This window comes from Vibrio echinoideorum (assembly GCF_024347455.1).
Taxonomy (GTDB): Bacteria; Pseudomonadota; Gammaproteobacteria; order Enterobacterales; family Vibrionaceae; genus Vibrio; species Vibrio echinoideorum.
Genome location: NZ_AP025483.1, coordinates 3,290,092 through 3,313,001, shown reverse-complemented (window position 1 = coordinate 3,313,001; position 22,910 = coordinate 3,290,092). Strand labels below are relative to the sequence as shown.

At 45.2% G+C, this 22,910-nt stretch carries 28 protein-coding genes and 1 pseudogene; 11 read left to right on the top strand and 18 right to left on the bottom strand.

All coding sequences use genetic code 11. The annotated features are described in order from the left end of the window. The first annotated feature begins 204 nt into the window (after positions 1–204). From gpmM to OCV36_RS14990, 4 genes are all read left to right on the top strand, one after another. The gene (gpmM, locus tag OCV36_RS15005) at positions 205–1,737 is read left to right on the top strand and encodes a 2,3-bisphosphoglycerate-independent phosphoglycerate mutase (RefSeq protein ID WP_135455632.1); all 1,533 of its coding nucleotides are present in this window, start codon (positions 205–207) and stop codon (positions 1,735–1,737) included. A gap of 791 nt (positions 1,738–2,528) precedes the next feature. After that, a complete protein-coding gene (locus tag OCV36_RS15000) occupies positions 2,529–2,813 on the top strand; it encodes a type II toxin-antitoxin system RelB/DinJ family antitoxin (protein WP_167853018.1) in 285 nt (94 codons plus the stop codon). Next, positions 2,810–3,088 carry a type II toxin-antitoxin system RelE/ParE family toxin gene (locus OCV36_RS14995; protein ID WP_135455628.1) on the top strand — a complete coding sequence of 93 codons (279 nt, stop codon included), beginning with the start codon at positions 2,810–2,812 and terminating at the stop codon, positions 3,086–3,088. The genes OCV36_RS15000 and OCV36_RS14995 overlap by 4 nt, the downstream gene beginning before the upstream one ends. Before the next feature lie 287 nt (positions 3,089–3,375). Next, the gene (locus tag OCV36_RS14990) at positions 3,376–3,930 is read left to right on the top strand and encodes a nucleotidyltransferase family protein (protein ID WP_135455626.1); all 555 of its coding nucleotides are present in this window, start codon (positions 3,376–3,378) and stop codon (positions 3,928–3,930) included. A gap of 349 nt (positions 3,931–4,279) precedes the next feature. On the opposite strand, the gene OCV36_RS14985 is transcribed toward OCV36_RS14990, so the two are convergent. The 8 genes from OCV36_RS14985 to OCV36_RS14950 all read right to left on the bottom strand — a co-directional run bounded on the left by OCV36_RS14985 (position 4,280) and on the right by OCV36_RS14950 (position 10,120). Further along, positions 4,280–4,597 (bottom strand): CcdB family protein, encoded by a 318-nt coding sequence (locus OCV36_RS14985; RefSeq protein ID WP_135455624.1) that lies wholly within the window; start codon positions 4,595–4,597, stop codon positions 4,280–4,282. Next, on the bottom strand, positions 4,597–4,842 hold the full coding sequence (locus tag OCV36_RS14980) for a type II toxin-antitoxin system CcdA family antitoxin (RefSeq protein WP_135455622.1): 246 nt from the start codon (positions 4,840–4,842) through the stop codon (positions 4,597–4,599). Before OCV36_RS14980 ends, OCV36_RS14985 begins: the two co-directional genes overlap by 1 nt. Positions 4,843–4,945: 103 nt before the next feature. Next, the gene (locus tag OCV36_RS14975; protein ID WP_245300914.1) at positions 4,946–5,656 is read right to left on the bottom strand and encodes a hypothetical protein; all 711 of its coding nucleotides are present in this window, start codon (positions 5,654–5,656) and stop codon (positions 4,946–4,948) included. Then, positions 5,653–6,816: a tyrosine-type recombinase/integrase gene (locus OCV36_RS14970; protein ID WP_135455620.1), complete on the bottom strand. Its 1,164-nt coding sequence runs from the start codon at positions 6,814–6,816 to the stop codon at positions 5,653–5,655. The genes OCV36_RS14975 and OCV36_RS14970 overlap by 4 nt, the downstream gene beginning before the upstream one ends. 421 nt (positions 6,817–7,237) lie before the next feature. After that, on the bottom strand, positions 7,238–7,726 hold the full coding sequence (locus tag OCV36_RS14965) for a helix-turn-helix transcriptional regulator (RefSeq protein WP_135455618.1): 489 nt from the start codon (positions 7,724–7,726) through the stop codon (positions 7,238–7,240). Next, positions 7,711–9,072 (bottom strand): type II toxin-antitoxin system HipA family toxin, encoded by a 1,362-nt coding sequence (locus tag OCV36_RS14960; protein ID WP_167853017.1) that lies wholly within the window; start codon positions 9,070–9,072, stop codon positions 7,711–7,713. Before OCV36_RS14960 ends, OCV36_RS14965 begins: the two co-directional genes overlap by 16 nt. A 420-nt stretch (positions 9,073–9,492) precedes the next feature. Beyond that, entirely contained in the window at positions 9,493–9,807 is a 315-nt protein-coding gene (locus OCV36_RS14955) for a helix-turn-helix domain-containing protein (RefSeq protein WP_135455613.1), read from the bottom strand. Further along, positions 9,794–10,120 (bottom strand): type II toxin-antitoxin system RelE/ParE family toxin, encoded by a 327-nt coding sequence (locus OCV36_RS14950; RefSeq protein WP_135455612.1) that lies wholly within the window; start codon positions 10,118–10,120, stop codon positions 9,794–9,796. Before OCV36_RS14950 ends, OCV36_RS14955 begins: the two co-directional genes overlap by 14 nt. A gap of 28 nt (positions 10,121–10,148) precedes the next feature. Here OCV36_RS14950 and OCV36_RS14945 point away from each other — a divergent pair, with 28 nt between their 5' ends. Continuing rightward, positions 10,149–10,280 carry a hypothetical protein gene (locus tag OCV36_RS14945; RefSeq protein ID WP_261887525.1) on the top strand — a complete coding sequence of 44 codons (132 nt, stop codon included), beginning with the start codon at positions 10,149–10,151 and terminating at the stop codon, positions 10,278–10,280. Positions 10,281–10,306: 26 nt separating this feature from the next. On the opposite strand, the gene OCV36_RS14940 is transcribed toward OCV36_RS14945, so the two are convergent. From OCV36_RS14940 to OCV36_RS14915, 6 genes are all read right to left on the bottom strand, one after another. After that, positions 10,307–11,536: a hypothetical protein gene (locus OCV36_RS14940; protein ID WP_135455610.1), complete on the bottom strand. Its 1,230-nt coding sequence runs from the start codon at positions 11,534–11,536 to the stop codon at positions 10,307–10,309. After that, the gene (locus tag OCV36_RS14935; protein WP_135455609.1) at positions 11,533–11,868 is read right to left on the bottom strand and encodes a hypothetical protein; all 336 of its coding nucleotides are present in this window, start codon (positions 11,866–11,868) and stop codon (positions 11,533–11,535) included. Before OCV36_RS14935 ends, OCV36_RS14940 begins: the two co-directional genes overlap by 4 nt. 7 nt (positions 11,869–11,875) lie before the next feature. Then, a complete protein-coding gene (locus OCV36_RS14930) occupies positions 11,876–14,446 on the bottom strand; it encodes a tyrosine-type recombinase/integrase (protein ID WP_135455607.1) in 2,571 nt (856 codons plus the stop codon). After that, positions 14,443–16,074 (bottom strand): site-specific integrase, encoded by a 1,632-nt coding sequence (locus OCV36_RS14925; protein WP_135455605.1) that lies wholly within the window; start codon positions 16,072–16,074, stop codon positions 14,443–14,445. The genes OCV36_RS14930 and OCV36_RS14925 overlap by 4 nt, the downstream gene beginning before the upstream one ends. Positions 16,075–16,765: 691 nt before the next feature. Beyond that, a complete protein-coding gene (nadS, locus tag OCV36_RS14920) occupies positions 16,766–17,050 on the bottom strand; it encodes a NadS family protein (RefSeq protein ID WP_017067989.1) in 285 nt (94 codons plus the stop codon). Positions 17,051–17,198: 148 nt separating this feature from the next. Further along, positions 17,199–17,438, bottom strand: a complete 240-nt coding sequence (locus tag OCV36_RS14915) for a hypothetical protein (protein ID WP_210114711.1) — start codon at positions 17,436–17,438, stop codon at positions 17,199–17,201. Positions 17,439–17,628: 190 nt separating this feature from the next. Here OCV36_RS14915 and OCV36_RS14910 point away from each other — a divergent pair, with 190 nt between their 5' ends. Then, entirely contained in the window at positions 17,629–17,787 is a 159-nt protein-coding gene (locus tag OCV36_RS14910; protein ID WP_170962346.1) for a hypothetical protein, read from the top strand. Between the two features lie 67 nt (positions 17,788–17,854). Here OCV36_RS14910 and OCV36_RS14905 read toward each other — a convergent pair whose 3' ends face one another. Further along, a complete protein-coding gene (locus tag OCV36_RS14905) occupies positions 17,855–18,052 on the bottom strand; it encodes a hypothetical protein (protein ID WP_102481905.1) in 198 nt (65 codons plus the stop codon). Between the two features lie 185 nt (positions 18,053–18,237). Between OCV36_RS14905 and OCV36_RS14900 the strand changes: the two are divergent. The 3 genes and pseudogenes from OCV36_RS14900 to OCV36_RS14890 form a co-directional block, all read left to right on the top strand. Beyond that, positions 18,238–18,516, top strand: a pseudogene (locus tag OCV36_RS14900) (2,3-bisphosphoglycerate-independent phosphoglycerate mutase); the annotation flags it as partial. A 441-nt stretch (positions 18,517–18,957) separates the two neighbouring features. Then, positions 18,958–19,404: an HI0074 family nucleotidyltransferase substrate-binding subunit gene (locus OCV36_RS14895; RefSeq protein ID WP_135455603.1), complete on the top strand. Its 447-nt coding sequence runs from the start codon at positions 18,958–18,960 to the stop codon at positions 19,402–19,404. Beyond that, a complete protein-coding gene (locus tag OCV36_RS14890) occupies positions 19,394–19,717 on the top strand; it encodes a nucleotidyltransferase family protein (RefSeq protein ID WP_017093684.1) in 324 nt (107 codons plus the stop codon). The genes OCV36_RS14895 and OCV36_RS14890 overlap by 11 nt, the downstream gene beginning before the upstream one ends. Positions 19,718–19,753: 36 nt before the next feature. Here OCV36_RS14890 and OCV36_RS14885 read toward each other — a convergent pair whose 3' ends face one another. Together OCV36_RS14885 and OCV36_RS14880 are read right to left on the bottom strand one after the other, a co-directional pair. Beyond that, a complete protein-coding gene (locus OCV36_RS14885) occupies positions 19,754–20,005 on the bottom strand; it encodes a type II toxin-antitoxin system Phd/YefM family antitoxin (protein ID WP_017093685.1) in 252 nt (83 codons plus the stop codon). A gap of 107 nt (positions 20,006–20,112) precedes the next feature. Continuing rightward, positions 20,113–20,598: a methylated-DNA--[protein]-cysteine S-methyltransferase gene (locus tag OCV36_RS14880; RefSeq protein WP_135455601.1), complete on the bottom strand. Its 486-nt coding sequence runs from the start codon at positions 20,596–20,598 to the stop codon at positions 20,113–20,115. A 124-nt stretch (positions 20,599–20,722) separates the two neighbouring features. Here OCV36_RS14880 and OCV36_RS14875 point away from each other — a divergent pair, with 124 nt between their 5' ends. Both OCV36_RS14875 and OCV36_RS14870 read left to right on the top strand, forming a co-directional pair. Beyond that, positions 20,723–21,001 (top strand): type II toxin-antitoxin system RelE/ParE family toxin, encoded by a 279-nt coding sequence (locus OCV36_RS14875; protein WP_102481902.1) that lies wholly within the window; start codon positions 20,723–20,725, stop codon positions 20,999–21,001. Beyond that, positions 21,001–21,297 carry a HigA family addiction module antitoxin gene (locus OCV36_RS14870; RefSeq protein ID WP_135455599.1) on the top strand — a complete coding sequence of 99 codons (297 nt, stop codon included), beginning with the start codon at positions 21,001–21,003 and terminating at the stop codon, positions 21,295–21,297. The genes OCV36_RS14875 and OCV36_RS14870 overlap by 1 nt, the downstream gene beginning before the upstream one ends. A gap of 62 nt (positions 21,298–21,359) precedes the next feature. Here OCV36_RS14870 and OCV36_RS14865 read toward each other — a convergent pair whose 3' ends face one another. Continuing rightward, positions 21,360–22,709, bottom strand: a complete 1,350-nt coding sequence (locus OCV36_RS14865; protein ID WP_135455597.1) for an MATE family efflux transporter — start codon at positions 22,707–22,709, stop codon at positions 21,360–21,362. Positions 22,710–22,910 lie beyond the last annotated feature (201 nt).

Below are 22,910 nucleotides of genomic sequence, written 5' to 3'. Positions count from 1 at the left end.
CGCTTGTTTTGAGTCAGTTATTTGATTCAAGTAAGGAAAACGTAATTTTAGCTAACAACCCTAAAACGAATCTTTTTTTCACATCGGATCCTCCTACCTGCGCCCTTTCTTGATCTTCCACTACAGTTTTGACTGTAAACTGTAGTAAAATTACGCTAATTTGTTTTTATACCGATTTATTTTGAATTGAACGAGGTCAGTCCTATGTCAGCTAAGAAGCCAATGGCTCTAGTGATCCTTGACGGTTACGGTTACCGTGAAGACAACCAAGACAACGCTATCGCGAACGCTAATACACCTGTATTAGACGGTCTTATTGCTAACCAACCTAACACGCTAATCTCGGCTTCTGGCTTAGATGTAGGCCTACCTGATGGCCAAATGGGTAACTCTGAAGTGGGTCACACCAACATTGGTGCGGGTCGCGTGGTATACCAAGATTTAACGCGCATTACTAAATCAATCGCAGACGGCGAGTTCGCTCAAACTGAAGCGCTAGTGAATGCTGTTGATAAAGCGGTTAAAGCAGACAAAGCCGTGCACATCATGGGTCTTATGTCTCCAGGTGGCGTTCACTCTCATGAAGATCACATCTACGCAGCTGTTGAAATGGCAGCAGAGCGTGGCGCAGAGAAAATCTACCTACACGCATTCCTAGACGGTCGTGATACGCCGCCACGTAGCGCAGAAAACACATTGGCACGTTTCCAAGAGTTGTTCGCTAAACTGGGTAAAGGCCGTGTGGCTTCGCTTATTGGTCGCTACTACGCAATGGACCGTGATAACAACTGGGATCGCGTTCAAGAATCTTATGACCTTCTTACTGAAGCGAAAGGTGAATTTACGTTTGATACAGCAGTAGCTGGCCTAGAAGCGGCTTACGCTCGTGATGAAAACGATGAGTTCGTGAAAGCGACTGAAATCAAAGCGGAAGGCGAAGAATCAGCCGCTATCGTTGATGGCGATGCGGTTATCTTCATGAACTACCGTGCTGACCGTGCTCGTGAAATCACACGTGCGTTCGTGCCTAACTTCGACGGTTTTGAGCGTAACGTATTCCCAGCGATCGATTTCGTGATGCTGACTCAATACGCAGCAGACATCCCACTTCTATGTGCATTCCCACCGGCTTCTCTAGAGAACACTTACGGTGAATGGCTATCGAAAGAAGGCAAAACGCAGCTACGTATCTCTGAAACAGAGAAATACGCGCATGTGACGTTCTTCTTCAACGGCGGTAAAGAAGACGAGTTTGAAGGCGAAGAGCGTCAGCTTGTTGCTTCTCCAAAAGTAGCAACGTACGACCTACAACCAGAAATGAGCGCGCCAGAGCTGACTGAAAAGCTTGTTGCCGCAATCAAAGGCGGTAAATACGACGCTATCGTGTGTAACTTCCCTAACTGTGACATGGTTGGCCACACTGGCGTTTACGATGCAGCGGTTAAAGCCGTAGAGTCGCTAGACGAATGTCTTGGCAAAGTGGTTGAAGCAATCAAAGAAGCCGATGGCCAACTGCTTATCACCGCGGACCACGGTAACGCGGAAATGATGGTAAACCCAGAAACGGGCGGCATCCATACGGCGCACACTAACCTACCAGTGCCACTTATCTACGTAGGCAGCAAAGACGTTGAGTTCAAAGAAGGCGGCAAGCTGTCTGACTTAGCACCAACAATGCTGTCTCTGTCTGGTGTTGATATCCCAGCAGAAATGTCAGGTGACGTGATCGTTAAGTAATCATTTAACTTTCATCGAATACTAGAACGGCTGCACGCGAGTGTGGCCGTTTTTTTGTATCTGGAATTTGAGTATAGATGCGAGATACGAGTAAACGGGATTCGAAGAGCTTTAAGGGCAGGTATTGGGTGAGAAAAACATGCAGGATATACAGACAGGTAGGGGAGAACAGAAGGACACGACCTTAAATAAAAGACGAAAAGAACGGCCTTGATAAATATCGAAAGAGTGACATTTCTTGAATGATTAGGTAGCTTAAGGCTCATACTATACTTGTCTTTTACCTTATATTTAGGCTGTTTATATGAACTCAAACCCAGACCGTTGGAAGCAACGACTGCAAAACTTAATGAAAGCGCAGCAAAGCCCATATTGACATTTATGGGATTAAACTCAAATAATCGAGCGTATTTTTATTAGCGTGCTGATGGTGTTGATTATTGATACATAATACCAATCGTAGTAAATAATTGCGCATCCTAGCTGGTTAAAACGCTCGATAACTGCGTTACAATTTTTGATTGCTTACCCTAAAGCCGCTCCCTATTCAAAACATCCCCTAAATTCGTGTTCAATTAACCAATAATTAAGCTGAGCAATGTATCCGAGGTGTTGTGATTTAAAGGAAAATCAGCTCCGGAAAAACCTTGGATGCAGGCGATAAATTCTGTAGTAGGCTCTCATTGAATGTGTACAGTAAAAGCATCGTGAAATCTTAAAGGCTAGTTAGTTGCCCATCTAGCGCGCTGGTGCTAACATTTGTGTGTACAGTGCTTTTCAAGGAACTACTCATGGATGCTAGAATCCAATTTCGTGTTGATGACGAAACAAAACGCCTAGCTCAGCAATTGGCTGAGAGCCAAGGTCGCACTCTTAGTGATGCTTGCCGTGAACTGACAGAACAAATGGCAGAGCATCAAAGAAAGACACTATCTCATGATGCTTGGTTAACAGAACAAGTAAAACTTGCTTTTGAAAAGTATGACTCTGGCAAAGCGGTGTTTATTGACAATGATTCAGCCAAATCTCGAATGGAAGCCCGTAAAGCGAGGATTCGTAGCCGAGGTCAACAATGATTTTATGGGAAGAAGAGTCACTTAATGATCGAGAGAAGATCTTTGAATTCCTCTACGACTTTAATCCAGAGGTAGCTGAAAGAACCGATAATATTATTGAAGCCAAAGTCGAAAACTTGCTTGAGCAACCTTTAATGGGAGCGCAACGTGAAGGCGCTCGAGGCAGACTACTCATTATTTCTGAAGTTTCGATGATTGTTTCATATTGGGTTGAAGGTTCAATTATCCGTATTATGCGAGTTCTACATCAGAAGCAAAAATTCCCTACAGACTAATGTGATGTGAAAAATACAGGACACCCAAGTATTTGGCAGTCTCTAAATCGGTACCTAGGCTTACTTTATCAATTTAGATTTCGCTCACTGGTGGTCAGGATGACTCAAGCATGTTCAACTCAAGTTTCCCTTCAAGATACGGCGTACTATCATGGAAAGCGATTGGCTTATGCGGAGAGGCGCTTTTGTGGCTTTTGCTTTAGCTTCCATTCCCAAACTTGCTATACTTCCATCTGTATTTAATCATGTCAGATTATTCATCAGTCCGTTAAATTCGTGGAGGTGGGATGAAAGAGCAAGTTAAAAAACTCATTGAAGAGATCAATAGAATTCACAAAGAGTTTTCTGAGTCTTGTTTTGATAAAGGGGTGTTTGAGCAAGTGAAGCTATCTAGGACAATCTCGAACGTTCCTGCCTCTCATATCTATAAATACCGCTTAGTGCTTCATGAAAGTATCAATGACTATCTCATGACCTCCCATATTGAGTTGAAATACTTTTATCGAGTAAAAACAAGAGAAAGTATCGACGATAAAATTGCGCGTTATAGTGAGCGCGACAATCAGTATCCGGTGAACAATTGGCTCAATGATATTTTTGGGGCAAGGATTATATTAACCAAGTCCGAGATCGCAGAAGTGATGGAAGAGCTGGATAACTGGCAAGATGAACTTGGTTTGAAAAACTGGTATTTGCGCGATAAGCAAGGCTATAAAGGACTTCACATCTATTTTAAAAATAGAAGTAACTTTTACTTTCCGTGGGAACTTCAAATTTGGGATAAAGAAGATTTGAGGTCGAATGTCGAAAACCATGAGAAGTTTAAGCGAAGCTTTATTTAAGGTTCATCACGGATACACAACAACAGCCATGTGTTGTAAGCGTCTTTAAATCGACTCATTCAATCCTTTCAATAAACGTCGTAGCCTTTAACTTTGATCGTTAAAGGTACTCGTAAATGTCTCAGCATCGATCTCAACAAGAATGGCTACGCCTTGAAGCGGGGCATGCTCTCTTCATGTGCCTCGGAATGTGACTCCTCAGTGGTTCGGTCTTCTATTGAAGGAGCTTGCTGTTGTATGAAAATTTTCCTTGATACCTCTGCTATCGATCTTCACAAAGCCCCTTTCATGTGGACTTGGTGGTGAAAGCGAAGGTGAGCTCACCGGAGCTATTGGCGTATATCGAGCGTTACATGCCAGTAATCAGAAAGTCAATAGCAGCAATGATTTCGTTTCTAAATGTACTCAATTCATTGACTGGATCACGTAAGATCTTAGTTGGCACACTTGCCATTTGGTGAGTGAGGAGCACGAAGTCACCTTCATCAATATGGATTACTGGGCATAGGTGAGTAGGGGCTTTCTTTTCTAACATTTCAACTGGTGTTAATGGGATCACCAGTCGGGTATTTAGCGTATCAAGCATTTCACTTTGAACATCAACAAAGTATGGATAAGCGGTAGCAGTGCTTTTATCGTTATTTTGGTATAGTGAAAACTGTGACATTAGAATATTCTGTAAGAATCGGAAAACAGACTGTGGTTTTCGGTTAGTTCGTTGCAAGCACTGATAGCATCTGCATTCTGCTCCAACCACTCAGTTTTACGGCGTTGGCTAACTTCTTTTTCAAGCGCTTTTTCCATTGTTGCTGAGAGGTTTATATTCAGGCGCTTAGCTTCAGCGAGTAATTCGCTATTTAAGCTTAAGTTTGCAGCTTTTTTAGGCGCTTGCGTGCTATATGCGTTTCTCATGATAATTACCTATGCGTATTTAATGTGCGCATTAAGTATAGGTACATGAAAGGCATATAACAAGCGGGTATGAATCACATGGCTATTGTTTGTAGTGGCATAGTTAATTTGGCCACCTGATTAAGAGGTGATGTATGATCATCTCGAGACTAAAACAGGTGACATTATGACTAAGCGTGAAAGACGCACTTTCTGAGTTTAAACTTGAATGAAAAATACGGGACACCCATGTTATCGGTATTCCCGTGTTATCAGGAGCGCTAGTCTTGCCACTGCCAAGGCACTTGCCTGTACTGATATCGGTTGAGCTGAAACACTGCCTGTTATGCGGCTTATCGATAATGACGGTCTTCTCGCCATAACAAATATCACTGCGTGGATCTTGGCAATGTTCATACAAAGCAAAAGATAACGCTTGGCACCATTGAAGGTGTTTTTCCCACACCATCGATCTATCCAAATGCCCATCCGTTTGTTTAAGTGCGCAGTAGTACTTCGCTAAAGTCAGCCCAGGGGACTGAGCGTGTAATCGAACATCGTGAAACATAACCATGCCAGAGGTCATCATACTGTCGGCGTACTTATCGAGTACCAATTGCAACGTTGGATCTTCCATAAAACGCTCATAACATTGCTTGGCTATCGCTTCTAAACGGCGTTGTTCGTTCAATGAACTTAACGCCATTTCTTGTTTGTTGCCGATGAGTGTATAAACCGAAGGCAGTTCAGAGCCTAATGCAAAGGCGCACAGTTGATCATTATCCGTTAGGTTTTGATGGAAGTATTGAGCGCGGTTAAAGGTCAGTATCATCATGCCGCGCCTCCTAACATCATATCGTTAAACGCGTTTCCGTCTTGTCTGGAAGCATTGGCGACATAAGGGGCGTACACCTCAAACAGCAATTTGGTATCGCTGTGTCCGAGTTTGTGTGAGATATAGAGCGGATTCTCATGCGCGGCAATGTGCAGGACCGCAGCCGTATGGCGCGTTTCGTAAGCGCGACGTGGTTTCAGGCCTGCTTTTTTCAACGTTGGGTGCCAAACATGCTTGCTGATGTAATGCGTATCTAACCCTTGTCCTGTTTTAGAGGGAAACACAAATGGGCTGCACTCATCTCTCATTTCCCACTGACGTTTTAACGCCGCGAACAAGGTGTCGCACATCTGCAAATCACGACGTGACTTCGGCGTCTTCACATCACAAATTTCCCCATTCACATAATTTTGTCTCACGCGAATCAAGCGATGGTCAAAATCAATGTGCTCCCAATACAGGCCATGCACTTCACAACTTCGCATGCCCGTCCAAAATCGCAGTAAAAAATAATCATGCCACTGCTCATCACAGCATTCTAAGAAAGTACGGACTTCATCCATGGTCAGCGGTTTCGAATCCGCTTTTTCCTCTTTCAGGGATTTGTAGCGTCGAAATGGGTAATCAAAGTGATGCTCTTCGGCGGCGAGGCTCAGAATGGCAATCAGCGGCCATAAAATATTATTGATGCGCTTGTTGGTGAGTTGTCGCTCGCCATTGGCCTTACGAGCTTCTTGCAGCGTCTGACGAAAAAACTCCACTTGAGACAGTGATACCTCAGAAACGAGCGTATTACCAAAGTGCGGAATGAGGTAGTGTTCCAGCGTGTTTTTGACCACACCTTGGTAGCTGCTTTTCCAATTGCCTTTTTGACGCTCATACCACTGAATCGCAAAGTCATTAAAAAACGGGTACAGGTGGTCGGGGTACTTCTCGCGCTGTAAGCGTTCAAACAAGGCCACTTTTTTACTGTGTGGAAAGTAATCACGGTATTGAAACGTGCCAAGGTCAATCTCGGCGTTCATTTGCTTGAGTGTGGCTTGAGCAAGCCTGACATTTTTGGGCGTGGCCATTTGTTTGGTGCCTTCGCGAAAGCGTTGGCCGTACAAATGAAGATCGAACTGAATGCGCCCATTAGGACGGATGCGAAGGTGAGCCATAGCGGCCTCCATTGATATCAGATCTTAAATAGATCTGTCCCTCACCAATGGAATTCGCTAGAATCGAGCCATCGGCTGGGTTGCTTTAAGGTGCGCAGCCGGTACGGGGTAGGAAGGTTGCCGCCTTCCTATCCCAACTGCATATTGTGTGTGGCGTTGTGACGCAAGGTCATCATCTGCCAACGTATTTCACGGTATCTTCCGAATCTCAAAACGCGTCTTCACGCCCATTTCTTCCGATAGCCTATAAAACGTTCAATATTGACTCTAGTAGTTTACTGGATCGATGTCCAGTGCTTTTGGTGGTTTTTTCATCAAAAATGATGGTTCATTGGTGCGCCGCTGATGTGTCATCAAACCCAAACCTGTCAGCTTGTTCTCCGTCTTTGTGGAATTGCATCAGAATTCACTGTAGTTTGTATCACTCTGTCTCGTTACTGTTTAATAGAGAAATGAGTAAACTCGGCGATGAGGGAATTAACCCCGTTTTCATACCAAAAGGTTTGAATACTTTGTTTAGAACCTCGGTGTTGTAGCTACCTCTATCATTCTCAATATCTGAGAGTGTTTTTCTTGAGACATCGACGAGTTTTGCAAAAACATCCTGTTTTAGGCCTAGTATGTTCACTCGCAGTGTTCTAAGGGCTTGGCCTTGTGTGAGCCCACCAAGCAAGAGTTGTTTGATAATATCGTCCATAGCCGTTTTACGATCAGATGCCCTGATCGCTTTTGAGTTCTTAGATACCTTCTGTTTTGCTTGAGTATTTGGTTGTAATTTACTCTTTCCCGAGTGTGTTGGTTGATGGGAAGCTATTGACTTTGGCTGTTCTCGGCTTGCTCTTAGGCGAGCTACGGTCTCATGTACAGTCTCTTTATTTGATCGGCTACTCTTACTCATGCTAGCCCCCATTTTGTCAATTTTTCAGATATATGATTAAACCCAATTGCTGGCATCTCCAAGATTTGTTTTGGTACACCTTGTTCTTCCAGTCTCTTTTTAAGGTCAAGGCATTTAGCGGCTGTATCTCTTAGTTCTTCAAGAAGGACGGCTGTTGGTACTAGATCTGACAGGGATTCAGCTATTCCTATAAAATCATAGGTTCCGCCGACTTCGAGTGGTGCTTGCCATTTTGTGCTTCTTGGAATGCCCTCGGGATCGGCTTTCATTGGTGCAAAGTCGTATATAGGAGCCAGCTTAATAAAACCGTCCCCTCTCAGGAAGGAAGTATTTCTTCCGTGGTTGTCACTATTCCCAAACAAGATATTGAGTAAATCTCGCTTTACCCACTCAACGACGAACTCCTGGGGGTCGAAAGCATACCCTTGATGTTGAACCATGTGGCTTTGGGTCATCTTTTCTATGAGGCTTCTGATAGTGGCTTCGTGGTTGAGAGTGACTCCTGCACCTTTATTTAGCATGGAGTATACGGATTCCATACCGAATTTTTCCACCTGTTCCTTATTGATTTGAATATCAAATCTAGGTAGCCATAACGAAGGGTAATTAAGACCTTCTTCTAAGCGCATGCCTTGTATTGGAATCGTATCAAAACCCATTTCAGTAAGTGCATGATAGTAATAGAACTCAGCTCTTAGAATATTACAGTCGACGGTGCTTCTCGAACCTCTGGGGTATTTTACCAGGTAGTGTAAATCGTGATTGCTAGGGTCATCTTGATAGGGATCTATCCATATTTTTTCGTCGCCAGTGTGAGGGGTTATCTCGCTACGTAGGAGTAATTTAGGGGCCTCTCCTCCCGCGCCCGTCGCTCCACCTGCCGCTGCGCCTCTTTGCTGTGCATAGTCGAGGAAATCACCCGCTCGGTTCTTAACATCCTCAACAGAGAAATAGAGGTTGTCTGATATTTCGTAACGCTCAGGAAGAGACTCTTTCACCCGTAAATTGCCGATAGGCGACATCGTCCCAAACTTAAGTAAAACAAAGTCTTGTTCATCGAAGCTTAGATCCTCAATATCTAAGTGCTTGACCCAGTACCTTCTACTAGCACCACTTGGCATTATGTCGTCTAGGAATCTTAACCAACCAGGTTTTCCCATATCATCAAAGAAAAAAGAAACAGGGTGATTGATCGAAACTGCATGCAAATCGTCTTTATCATGATGATAGAGAGCATAATCACTGAGATAATTGAGTTCAGAAATTTGGAAGTTATGCTGAGCACTCTTAGGGAATGAGATGAGAGCAACATCGAGCCATTCACCTTTGATAAAAGCTTGTACTGTTAATTCTTCCATTGGCTGCACCTCACTTGTATTTTATGTGTAAAATAATACGCAATAATGCTGTTTTTTTCAAATTGTGAGTAAATAGATACTCATGAAGAGGCGAAGTGGCACAACTGTCTCACAAGACTGCGCAATCAAGAAAGCAGCCTTGCTGGCTTGACCGTGAGTCTAACTTTCGTTGACAAAAACCACGCTGTGATTGTTGAGACGTTGAAATCCAATATGATGAAAAACCGCAAACTGGCGAAACACATAGCGGATGCCTCGTGGCATAGCTTTGTCGTTAAATTGGAGTACAAGCTGCAAAGAAAAAGGTAAGCACTTAGTGAAGCTGCGTAAGTCTCGATACTATCGAGCAATGGCTAACGAAAGAAGCATCGCCCGATAGGCGGTGAGCAGTCACAAAAAGTATTTTAAATTCTTAAGCGCTTAGAGCTCAGTGATGTGAGACAGAGTTTCCGGATGACGCTGAACCAATTTTAGAAGAGTTACCGCTTGTCCATTTGGTGCGCTACGCCCTTGTTCCCAGTTTTCTAGTGTACGAGATGATGTATGCAGCAAACGCGCAAACACACCACGCGACATATTAAACTGTTCACGAATACTCACGATTTCATCAGGTGAAATATCTAGTTCGCGGATATCTTTAACATGATGAGTTTTAAGAGTTAGTTTGCCCTTGGAATACTCTTGAGCCTCAATAAGAGCTGAACTTAACTCTGTAAATAGATCACGATTGCTCATTACGCCACGCCTCCATAAAAGCCTTTAGTTGTTTCTTTTGGTCTGCGGTTAAATCGGACATTTCATTCTTGCCATAAATTGTCAGTAAGTAGAACCGACGCTTTTCATCGAGGAAGTAATAGATAATACGAGACCCGCCACGCTTGCCCTTACTTGCAACTCGAATCTTTCGCAAACCACCTGTACCCTGAATCACGTCCCCCTGTTTTGGATTAGACATTAACTCAGCTTGAAAAAGCCTAAACTCATCATCACTTAGATATTCATTACGATACTTTTCAAATATGGTTGATTCGACAAATATACTTTTCATTCGCAAAGTATACGCAAGTAACGTACAGATGGCGAAGCTATACGTGATTAACGTAGTTGTGACTTTTAAGGCAATGGATCTGATCTTAGACATGTTGATTGTAGAATCACTACTTATCGGCATCGGTCTTGTTATCAAGCCTTCCCTACGCGACGTCTGAGCACTTACTGACTCTCATTAATGGCATTACACGTCATCAAATCCAAACAGATCGTTTTGTTCAGGCTTATCACTTGAGAGCTGTGAGATATCGATGATCCGTTTTAGCTCAGGCAAGAGTGGCAAAGCACGCTCCAAAGGCACACTGTAATAAGGGTGCTTCCCATCTTCGTCATTGTGAAACCCCAATTTGAGTTCACCTTGCGCGCTGCGCAGCACCGTCATCTTGACTTGATCAGCCGATGTGATGTCTTTGATACGTACATTTGATAAGGCGTTGAGGTTGACGCTATACAGTTGCTCTTGTGAAGTAATGATACTCTTGGTCGTGAGTGCCATTAAGGCGCCAACTTTGGGTGCTAAGCTCGCGAAATACATACTCTCAGGGGTGAGGTAAAGTAAGGCTTGGTTGGTTTTTTTAATCTCTTCGATTTTTTGAAAATTGTCCCTTTCGGCTTTAAATTCATGAACATCAATCACCACTTTGGCTTCTAACTCAAAGTGTTGCTGCTGTCTTTCTCGGTAGGCGCGCAAGGGCGCCAGGGAGTGGCAATACACCTGCTCTCCATCGCTAAACATCGCTTGCTCATCATCGATATAGACAGACAAGGTCTCGCTTTGTGTTGTTTGCGCGATCGATTCCAGTGAGTGCTTGGCCTCTGGAGTCAGGGCCATATCGATGTCGATGTTCATACCCTTAGGAAGCGCGAAAGGAATGATGTCGTTGTCTCGCTCTATTTGAACGCGGTTGCTGTCTTTGTTGACCTCAAACACTGAGAAAGGGGTGCAGGTATTGGCCAGTTGACATATCGCCAGCGCTTGCTTGGTCTCAATAATTTGCTTGGGGTGCGTCATGACGCTATCAAAGAAGGCCAGATGATGTTCACAAGCGGGCTGCGCGAGGGCGTAGCGAAAGGAGTTCAGTTCGGTTCGCCCTTCCAGCACGACGCCGTCTTGTTGGTTGTCATGACGGAGCTGCAATGAAATCGTTTCTTTTTGGTCGATATGATTGGTTTGGCACAGCCATAGGTTGGCAAAAGCGGTGGCGCTAAACGAGAAAGCGGCGTTGTCCAATGTGCAATCCGACGCTCTGTCCAACGTGGTCATGATGAGCTTCTCCGTCGCGCCGCCAATGAGGTGAAGCGATTTATCAGTGACAATGAAGGTGACAAAGGGATGCTCGCTGCCTTTTTTGATGCCGCTAACCAGCTCGGTAATGCGTGCGTGTACTTCTGGTTGAAAGTTCAATGTGTTCATAATGTGTGTCCTTTTGGCTGTGAGGCGTTAAGTATCATGGTGTTCCACCAGGTTTGAAATTGCTCAAGAAGAAGTGGATCGGTGACCTCTAACTCCAACGCTATCTTGAGTTGAGTGCGACCGGTGGGGATGATGATTTTATTCGCGGTGTCTTTTGCTGTGAGTAAAGCCGCCTGTATAAAGTCCCATTTTTTACTGTCGAGACGTTTTCGGTTTTGATGCAGCGTGATATGACAATGGTATTTGAGCGGTGATTGCTTGAGGGTGTGGAGCGCTTTTTCCACCTTTTGGTTGCATGGGCTAAGAAAATACAATTGCTTGCCATTGATCATTCCCTCGTCATTGCTTTGCGGCGGTTTCTTTTCGAGGTGTAGCTCGCCAAGGGGACGTAGCGGCTTTATTCCATTCAATGCCTTGGTATTGCCCAAAGGCGCGCCATGCGTCACTCACCATGGAAAAAGCCAAAGGCGTTTCTTTTAAGCGTTTGATTTGCTCTCGAGTTTCCCACTGAAAACGATAAGGGCGGGTTTGGGTTCCACTTGAGACGCCTTTTGTCCAAAGTCCAATCCACTCGTTGTCGTTTGACTCCGCCTCTTGAAGCTGTTCTTTATCACCATTTGGTTTGCGCTTGCTGCCCAAACGTTGGCTCAGAGCCTCCGTCAGCTGTGCATGAGTAAAGCTCGGCAGGTGGCGCTGCTTTTCAGAGGATGAAAGCTCGGCGTATTGAGGGCTGAGCCTCATCAGAAGACGAGTGATATCATTGGAACCTGGCTTCATTCCCCAGAGGTATCTCAGCTCGGCATGTGTGTATTCTCGCTGTTGAGGGAGAAAGGCAGGCGCGACCCATTCCATACCATGCAGGTAATGCAGTCGAGTTGTCGCATAGTGTTGATGGCCCAGCATTCGACCGATTTCATCAAACAGCAGCATATTGTTTAACTCTGAAAATGAACGCCCTTGCAACCAGTATTGAAATCGCTGCTCAACAACGGATGTTGAGAAGAGAGACGCGGTGACGGGTTGATGCGTTTTATGCCAAGCCTTTGGCGCCGCACCGTTAGCAAGGCAAAGTGCTTGTTGATAGAGCAGCTTGGCGCCGCTGTGACGAAGGTGATGAAAGCGCGCTTTTTTACCGTGTAATTGTTTGAGCACTTTCGTGATAGGCAAAAGGTAGTGGCGCGCTCGTAAATGGATGGACTCGTCTTCAAAGCCAATGAATGGCTCGCTAGGAGGGCGGTTGGCTTTGAACGCCAGTAATAACCGTATTAATTTGGCGCCGATTTCGGGCATCACAACCTGAACCGTGCGCGTGTCTCCGCTTTTTGTTTTGCCTTCCTCTGTATTGGTAATGTAGATCGCAAATAACTGACCTTTTTCGTGGGTGCATCGAATATCTTGAAGGCGCAGGCGTAAGAGTTCCCCGCGTCGAAGGGCGCCGTAATAACTCAATAACGCGCTGACACTCGCAAACAACGCCTGCATCGGGGACAGGCTGTGCGTTAATAACTGAGTGACCAGGTGGTGCACCTCTTCAGCGCTAAGAGAAAGGGCATCAATTTTTAGGCTTTGGGTCGGTTTGATGAAGGTCGAGAGATCTAAGTGCTCAGTGATGGATTGCTGAGTAAGAAAACGGAAGAATTGATACAGAGTCCATTTTTCCATTGTCTCGTCTTGGATGAGGCGGTATCGATCTTTGGCCCATTGTTGCAGGGCTTCTCTGTCATTGGCGATCGAGAGAGGGAGTGGGGTCGTCGACAGTTCATTTTTAAAACTGGTGTAGCGCAGCAAGGTGGCGGGGCTGAGGGTGTTTTTTTTCACACCGCCAAATTGCTTCAGTTCTTGCACATAATCAAACAATAAGCGGGGCAACAGGTTGTCTGCTTGCCACTCGGGTTGAGTGGGCGCGGCTTGGTGGGGCGTATTGAGCGACTTGATGAGCATGGCGTGAGGCCAGCGATGAAACGGAGTCTCTTGGTTTGGGGCTCGGGAGGGTATCTTCGCAAACGGTGGCGGCTGATAAATATCTTGCGCTGTGGCTACGCGCGATGAGGCCGCCTCTTGTGGTAACGCACTTACATGGCGCATGGGCTCAGAGAAATCTTTTAATATTTCAGGGGGGATGGCGAAGCGATGGAGCCATAAGGTTTGGACAGATTGTTGCCATTGATGAGGGGTAAGCGCTTTGCGCTGCGCAGAGGGATAAAAATCATCGAGTGAGTTGAGCAATCGGTTAAGTGTCACTCTTGGGTTGCCCGGCTCTTGTCGGCACTGCCAGTCATAGAAGGCGCGGGCAGCAAGCGGTGATACGGCGTAGCGCGTAAAACTGACGGGTTCGGTATCATCAAAATACGACAGGTTAACAGGGTGCGTGATGGTTAGGGTGAGTTGATCGCCAATGCGCTCCAGCGGGGTGGGATCATTGAGTCTTTCACACCAAGCGTTGAGCGGCAGAGGCGCCACTTCTCTCATCAAGGTCAACACGGTCCATGCCAAGTTTGGGGCTCCTCTTTGCTTGATACGGTGCTGGCTCTCTTGTTGGTAGTGCATAGAGATAGCATGAGCCCTTGCACTTTGTTGATACAGCGAGACCAACCACAAGTGTTCATGATCGTTAAATTGTTGCACCTTTACCGGTGGTAAGACCCAGCCACACACCTGGTTTAGGTAGTAAAGCGTCTCATCACGCGCCCGTTTTAAGGCTCTTTGCCGGCCTGTTGGGATACCTGAAATGGCTCGGTTTATCGAGGCCATTTGTGACTCGGTCAATTGGCGTTCATGCTCACTTTCTTGGCCCCTCTCTTGGGAAAGCAGCGTTAAGAAGGCCTCGAAGGTGTCAACTTCAGTGCACGCTATCGACTGCTGTTGATAGAAGTGATGGATGTGTTTTGCGGTGTGGCTTTGACGGTTCATAAGGCACGGTCCTTTTTTGAAGGGCAGGGCGTAATGGCAGAGAGCTGCAGCCGCGATGGCCAGTGGTTCAAATGCGCAATCAATGTTTGGTTGCAAGCTTGAAAAGCATAAGCGCTGCCAAGGTGTTCACCCAGTTCGCTGTGGCCCATCAGTACATCAATTTGTTGGGTGGTTAAGCGTGGGTGAGTGGCCATCAAGGCGTGTTGGGCAAAGCTGTGACGAAGCTGGTAAGGGACGACTTTTTCTTCGGGGGCCCCCAGCCTTTGTTGAAAGCAATGCTGCCACTGTGCATGCATAAACAACCTCAAGGTTTTTGCGGTGAGGGGAACGGCGGCGTTGTTCTCATCAATCAAGTACCACAGGGTCGTCATGGCAGAGGCGTCATTGGGCGCTAACGTTTGGAGCACGTGCGCTTGAAGTTTAAGGTAAGACTCAATCGCTTGTCGTAAGTAGTTCGGAATATCGATAAGGCGGTAGCGTCCCTTGTCTTTGATAAGGGCGCGTTGTAAATCAAAGCAGGCTTCCCGCTCTATCGAGATGTGGTGAGTAGGACGAGCGCCGGTAAGAAGGACAAATAACAACGCCAGCTCGTAGGTGCGCGCGTTGTAATACTCACGAAGCGCGTCTTGGGAGGCGTTTTTCTCTGGTGCCGTTGCCAGTTGTTGGCGAAGGTGACCAAAGAAGAGGCTCAGCTTGGGAATCGGTATCGCGCGCGTAGAGCCAATGGAAATGGGCGGTATTGGAATATAGGTTCGAGCGCCCTCGGTCAGTTCGAGAGTGAACGCCACGATCGCGCCTGCTTTTTTCAGGTAAGGGGGACGCTCGTTAAGTGTTGTAAAGACGGGAATAAGTGCGCCAGTGGTGGGAAGCCTGACATCACAAAAGGGTTTAATATGACGCTGGTTTATTTGGGGAATGAGTCTCTGCAAATAGCGGTTGTGCGCACAAAAAATCTCATAGCGAATTTGATCGCAGTTCAGCATTTGGTAACTCAGTGCACTGTGATGGTGGACTTTCTTGGCTGTGATGAGTTTTTGAGCTGGAAGTGAGAGATAAGGATCGCAATGTGCCATTCGCTCGATGTAGGAATACAAGAGGTCTTTTCGCAGCACAAGTTGGCTTCTCAGCGCCTCCGGCGTGCGTAGCTTTCTCTTTTTTAATCGCCAAAAGAGCTGTTTCTTTTGCATTTTAGTGAGGCGAAGCTCCGTGTCATGATGAGTGAGCCAATAGCTAAAGACGGCATTGAGCGCTTCTGGCATGGGTTGCCATAAATACACGGTTTCCTTTGCCAGGGCGCAAGGTATGGCATATTCGACCCATGAAACGCCACCTTCACGCACTCGGCGAAGGTGATGAAGCGCACAATCGACTCGCCCTGAGACCAACACCAGATCGGGAATATCCTGTTCTCTTTCGATGCCAGACAGATGGCCTGCGATCCATAAATACAGGAAGTAAATGTGATAAAGGTTGAGGGGCGTAGTGGGTTCAGTCAGCACGCCCGACGTCTTGGGTCTGAGTTCATGCAACACATTGGCGATGGCAAGGGCGACGTTATACGCATCGACGGGAACGCCGCCGGCATTGTTGGCTCGGTTGCGTTTTTTTTCATTTGATTGTCTACCCATAAGTAAAATCCTTTAGGCATGATAAAAGTAAGCCGAACGTACGCAATCCGATTATCCGAATGTCGTATGTTTCAGTGAGAAAATAGAGAGTTAAGTGTGATCAGGATGGAGCATGATCAAGTCTGCGCGTGAGGTTATCAGGTCCTTGATGGGCAATCCCATCTCAGCGCTGAGTAACAATCAGCAGCACTGCAACACAGCAATACAAGCGGTGTCGCCAGTTAGTGAGCGAGAGTATGAAGGTCTCGCGAGTGACACTGCATGACGCACAAAGAGGTGCGATCATGGTGCAGTTGAGTGTAAAGGGGACGGCCATTTCCCGTTATTTATAAGGCAGTACCTTAATGGCGAGGTTGAAGCGAGACCGCAATACTTATCTCGCTTAGTGCCAGAACATGACAATATTGAGTTTAAAGACAACCGTGTACGGCTGTTTTTATAAAGTTAGTCAATGAACAGGGGGGGCGTCAAGCTGTTAGGTGTGTTTTAGGCGTGATATCACATTGCATTGCATTTAATCTCATTGCATTTTAGGTGTACCCGCTTCCACTTGAGGGATTAAGGTCACCAGCATAAATCTTTTGGTGGTAGGGACGACCAACACGTTAAACGCCTATAAGAGATAATGTAAGCCGATTCTATTCTAATGGTAGAGCGATAGGAATTAACACTCCTTTAGAGGTGTAGTAGTTCAAGCAAGAGCTCTGATTACTGCTTGGGGATCTTTCGCAAGTACATTCAGTAACACTAAAGCAGGACCTCTTGGTGTTCTATCTCCACGCTCCCAGTGACGTAATGTACCTAGACTGATACCAAATGTAGATGCAAACTCAGTCTGAGTCATTGCTACATTATTACGCACCGCTTTAACGTCAACAGAGTCAAACTTGTGAACTGTAGCCTCTTTGTTTTCGCCATCTGCGAATTCAATGGCTTCCATTAGACCTTGCTGGATACTTTCAAATGCATTAGTCATGATTGCCTCCCGTAACTGTCTGCAAGTATTTTGGTTAGTTTATTAAGAACATTACATTCAGCTTTAGATAAGTTAGCTTTCTCGTTTTTGCCAAAGAGAGAAAGCATAAACAATGGTATTTCTTCACTATGGTAGTAATAGATAACTCTTACACCACCACTTTACCACTGCCCTCTTTTGCCCACCTGAGCTTACGAATTCCACCTGTCCCTTGCATTAACACACCGGCTTTCGGGTGCTCTGCTAGATAATTAATGATTTGCTTGTTCTCTTCCTCAAAAAGGAGCTTTTCAACTCGTTTCTTGTATTCGGGTAATTCAACGATTGTATGCATAAATGAAGTGTAAGCCAATGGATTACTTTTTTGCAAGTTTTGATTAAAACACATATCAACGCCGTATTCTTGCGAATCCCCGGTTCTGTCGCAAACTTGAGTCTTTAAGTTAAGGTTTGCTTAACGTTGAAAAGCGCTGATTCACTTTGCCAGTTGCGACTGATCTTATGAGTTCGTTTTGGTATCGTTTCTGTTAAGCTCAGAGGACAAAAGCAAAGGTTGTGAGCATCAAAGTGAGGATGAGATGAGCGATGTATTGAAGACAGTGAGTGAGACCGTCAATGATTTACACCAATCAGGCGCGATCGATGAAACGACGTTAAATCAATTTGAAGAGGTGTGTTCAAGACGCCCCGATGCCGCTGAAGAGAAGAAAATACAAGACGTGAAAGACAAGCCCTAGCGAAAATGCGCCGTTTTAAGGCGGCGGCTTTCGATACGTTAATGTGAGTAAAAGGTAAGCCTTCGTGTTAACGAGTCGGGCGGTCGTTATCCCGTTGCTTTTCACACCAAGCGATGATTTTATCGGCTTTTAATGTTGCCCAGCCTAGCAACAGCATCAATACGATCAACGCCCAGCCGGTGACATTGAGCCAAGAAGGAACCTTATCACTGACCGCGATAAAGGGAATCGTCATTAACAACGCACTGAGAATTGGGGCTAACATGATGCTGTCCTCTTGATGTAAGCGCCTATCACCAACGCTCGATTTTCACTGAAGGTTACCTGAGGGCCGACTAACCACCTAACAAAATGAGATTAGCATAGCGGCTTAACGGCGCAAGTTTTACCCCACACGAGTCTTTAGTTTTGATTTGCTTGTTGCTATTAGTTTATTCAACGTTGGGCCTATTAGATGAATGTCTTGGTAAAGTGGTTGAAGCAATCAAAGAAGCCGATGGCCAACTGCTTATCACTGCAGACCACGGTAACGCGGAAATGATGGTAAACCCAGAAACGGGCGGCATCCACACGGCGCACACTAACCTACCTGTACCACTTATCTACGTGGGTAGCAAAGACGTTGAGTTCAAAGAAGGCGGCAAGCTGTCTGACTTAGCACCAACGATGCTTTCTCTGTCTGGTATTGCTATCCCAGCAGAAATGTCAGGCGATATTTTAGTTAAGTAGTACTGTTTAAGATAAGCAGTGACTGTTTAAGTTAAGTAGATGTTTTTTAAATAAATAGCTACTTACTTTTCATCGAATACGAAAACGGCTGCACGCGAGTGTGGCCGTTTTTTGTATCTGGAATTTGAGTATAGATACGGGATGCGAGTAAACGGGATTCGAAGAGCTTAAGAGCAGATGGGTGGTATGGGTAAACGAGATGTGAAGAGCTTAAGGGCGGATCCGGGATTCGGGTAAGCGAGTATCGAAGAGCTTAAGGCAGGTATTGGGTGAGAAAAACATGCAGGATATACAGGTAGGGGAGAACAGAAGGACACGACCTTAAATAAAAGACGAAAAGAACGGCCTTGATAAATATCGAAAGAGTGACATTTCTTGGATGATTAGGTAGCTTAAGGCTCCTACTATACTTGTCTTTTACCTTATATTTAGGCTGTTTATATGAACTTAAACCCAGACCGTTGGAAGCAACGACTGCAAAACTTAATGAAAGCGCAGCAAAGGCTTAAGAGAGCGTGCTCACAAGATAGCTACAATGAGTTAGAGCTCGCTGGGTTAGTACAAACTTTTGAATTTTCTTTCGAACTTACATGGAAGACCCTTAAAGACTTACTTGAGTTTGAAGGGTTTGATGTGGCTTCGCCGAGGAGCGTTTTTCGTACGGCCTTAGAAGCTAAGCACCTATCTTCGGAGCAGTGTGAGATCATGCTTGAAGCACTCATAAAACGAAATTTATTGTCCCACACCTATGATGAGGAAAATGTCCTTGAAGCTCAGTCACTGATCTTAGAGTCATTTTCACCAGTGATAGGGCAAGTCACACTCTATTTAAAGCTTAAATGTGATCAAGAGGGTCAATGCGAACAAGAGGTTAAATGTGATCGATAGTTATTTGGTTAGCCCAGGCTCTGTCGGCCTTAAGCCTCATCAATATCAGCTGATTGAGGATGTTGTTTTGAACCATGCTTCAGTCATTCATGCCTGGGTGTTTGGTTCTAGAGCCCTTGGAACTTATAAAGATAACTCTGACATCGATATTGTTATCGAGGGGGACGGTATTTCGTTAAGTGTCGTCGCAGGCTTGCAAGATCGTTTAGAACAATCGTCACTTCCATTCAAGGTTGACTTGCTCGTTAAGCATAGAATTACATCGAATGAGCTACTTGCCCATATTGACACCTATGGGATTAAACTCAAATAATCGAGCGTATTTTTATTAGCGTATCGATGATGTTGATTATTGAACCGATTGTTTACGCTTTGCCAGTTTATCTCGAACCTGAGTACCTGAATTGACTCGGCCATGTTTTTTATCATCAATAGAAAACGATAATAGTTTCATTAGCGCTATAGCTTCTTCTCTATGCTTTCTATCGTCATAAGATTCAATCGTATAAGCGGGCTTACCATTTTGAGTAATGGTCATAGGTTCAGATAAATCGAGGTTGGCTGCGTGCTTTTTTAAGTAACCTATCGTTTCAGTGGACATTATCATTACCTCTTCATATGAAATTTTAAATATAGATTATATGTTGTCTGGTGATAATGGCGCTTCTTGATGGCGAAACGTTTATATTTTTGCTCTAGTGAGACAAATTATTGCGTTTTATCTATAACCGAACGTTCAAAATCCAACAACCACTCTTTGCGGTTCATGCCGCCGGTGTAGCCGGTTAATGTTCCATTTGCGCCGATGACTCTATGGCAGGGGACAACAATACTAAATGGGTTCTTGCCGTTCGCACCACCCACTGCTCTTACGGCTTTTGGGTTGTCCATTCTCTTTGCTTGCTCACCGTAACTGATGGTTTCGCCATAAGGAATGGTTGTTAAAGCCTGCCAAGCTGCTTTTTGAAAGTCAGTGCCTTTTATCGCTCTTAATGGCAAATCGAATTCTATTCGTTGACCTGCAAAGTACTCATCTAACTGTTTCGCTGCCAGTTGGCAAAGGTCATCTGAATTGCTAGTCATTCGCTCTTTATGATTTACATGGTCAATTTCAATAAGCGACACACCATTGCTCACAATGATCATCTTGCCAATTGGTGCGTCATAAAGCATTTTGTAAGTGGTGTCTTCCATGTCATCTTCCTTCTTTTAGTTTTTTCTTCTCTCAAGCTCTTCGAATCTCGATACCCGAATCTCTCATCTGCTCTTAAGTTGCTTGAAGTTTGATTCATGATGCGCAACGCGCTACACTCTCTGTATGATTAAAACATTCAAGCATAAAGGCCTCAAAAAGTTTTTTGAGACTGGCAGTAAAGCCGGTATTCAAGCTAAGCATGAGCGTAAACTTAGGATGCAGTTGGCAGCTATAGATACTGCAACCATTATTGATGATGTTGATCTACCTGGTTTTAAGCTTCACCCATTAAAAGGGGATAGAGATGGTATTTGGTCAATCACAGTAAATGGTAATTGGCGTATTACTTTCGAATTTATTGATGGTAATGCCTATATTTTGAATTATGAGGATTATCTCTAATGAGTATGCACAACCCTCCTCACCCAGGTGAGTTTATTTATGATCTATATATGGAACCGTTTAGTTATAGCTGTCGTTTTGTTGCAAAGCAGCTTGATGTATCACCTTCTACGCTGAATCGTGTTCTTAAAGGCCAAAGTGCCGTTTCTCCTGAAATGGCTTTACGTCTTTCTAAGTCACTGGGTAGAACCCCGGAGAGTTGGTTAACAATGCAGGATCACTATGATCTGTGGCAAGCAAAACAGAACGTTAATCTAGCGAAGGTAAATACGATCAACTTTGCTCTAGCGACATAAATATAACGAAGATGGACTAAGCGCTGCGCAGTCAGCGTTTGTCTTCCAGTTTTTGGTTTGTACTATCCCTCTTCGTATCCCGCATCTGCTTTAGCCCTCACACGAAGCGCAAAGCAATACCCTGAAACACCGCCGACAATGTTCCCCAAGGCTAAGCCTATAAACAACCCTTCGACACCATCAATTTGGCTGCCTATCCACGCAAAGGGCAAGGTAAAGACAAACAAACGCATGAAGCTCCATTGAAAGGCTTTGAGTGGTTGATGCATCGCATTCATCCCACTGATTAGCATCATCACAATACCTTGGAACCCATAGCTAAAGGGAACGACTAATAGGTAATGCCACAAAATGCCTCGTACGGATTCTTCTTGGGAGAACAGGGCGGCTAAAGGAATGCTCAGTGGCACCATCATCAAGAAAATCAAACCTTGGAACATCACAGCAAAACGCATACTGAGAAACAATGCCTTAAAGCTGCGTTGAGGGTTGTTTGCGCCCAAGTTCTGCGCCATGAAAGGCGTAAGGGCAGAGGTCAGAGACATCAACACAATGATAAGAATGGATTCAATACGCTGGGCAGCGCCATAAGCAGCAACGGCTTCGGTTCCTTGTTTGGCCAACATCATCATAATAATGGCACCCACTAATGGATTGAGTGCATTGGACAGCGCAGCAGGCGTGCCGATGGTCAGTATTTGATGCCAATCGCTAAGGATGTTTTTGATATTAGGTAAAGCCAGAAGCTTCTCTCGTTTAATCAAGATGTACAGCGAGCAACACAGAGCACCAAACCAACTGAAACCACTGGCAATTGCAGCACCTTGAATGCCTAATTCAGGAAAGGGGCCGTATCCAAAAATGAGCAAAGGGTCGAGAACGCCGTTGATTAACCCTGCCAGCATCATAATTTTAGCGGGCGTTTTGGTATCGCCACTGGCACGAATGGCACTGTTGCCTGCCATTGGGATAACTAATAGGGGAATGGTGACATACCAGATCAGCATGTACTCGGATATCAGAGGCAGTAACTCCGCTTCGGCACCCAATAAAGTAAATAAGGGTTCGAGTGAGATAATGCCAACGGCGGAAGCGCAACAGACGAGAAGCAGCGCGAGCAATAACCCATGGCAGGTAAATCTCGCCGCATTTTGCGCGCAGCCTTGACCGAGTAAGCGCCCAATACATGTCGAAAGGCCGATGCCGATCCCCATGGTGATGCAGTTAATCGCAAAGGTGATTGGGAAGGTAAAGCTCACCGCAGCAAGGGCTTGCGTACCGAGTAATGAGATAAAGAAAGTATCGACGAGGTTAAACATCAAGATCGCCACCATACCGAATATGGTCGGTATGGTCATGGTACGCAATGTACTCTCAATTGGGGCGGTTAATAGCCCGTGCTTATCTTGCATGCAAAACGCCGATAGAAACCAAAAGCGTAGGATAAACAGATGCGGGCGGGAAGGGAAGAAACGAGTTTTAAAAGCAGATGCGGGATGCGGGTAAACGAGTATCGAAGAGCTAAAAGCGGAGAAAAGAAAAGCGGCCTTCTTTTGCTTAACCCCCTGACATTTACACAGGATTATTCGCAGGGGCGTTTTTGCTTTTCGTAT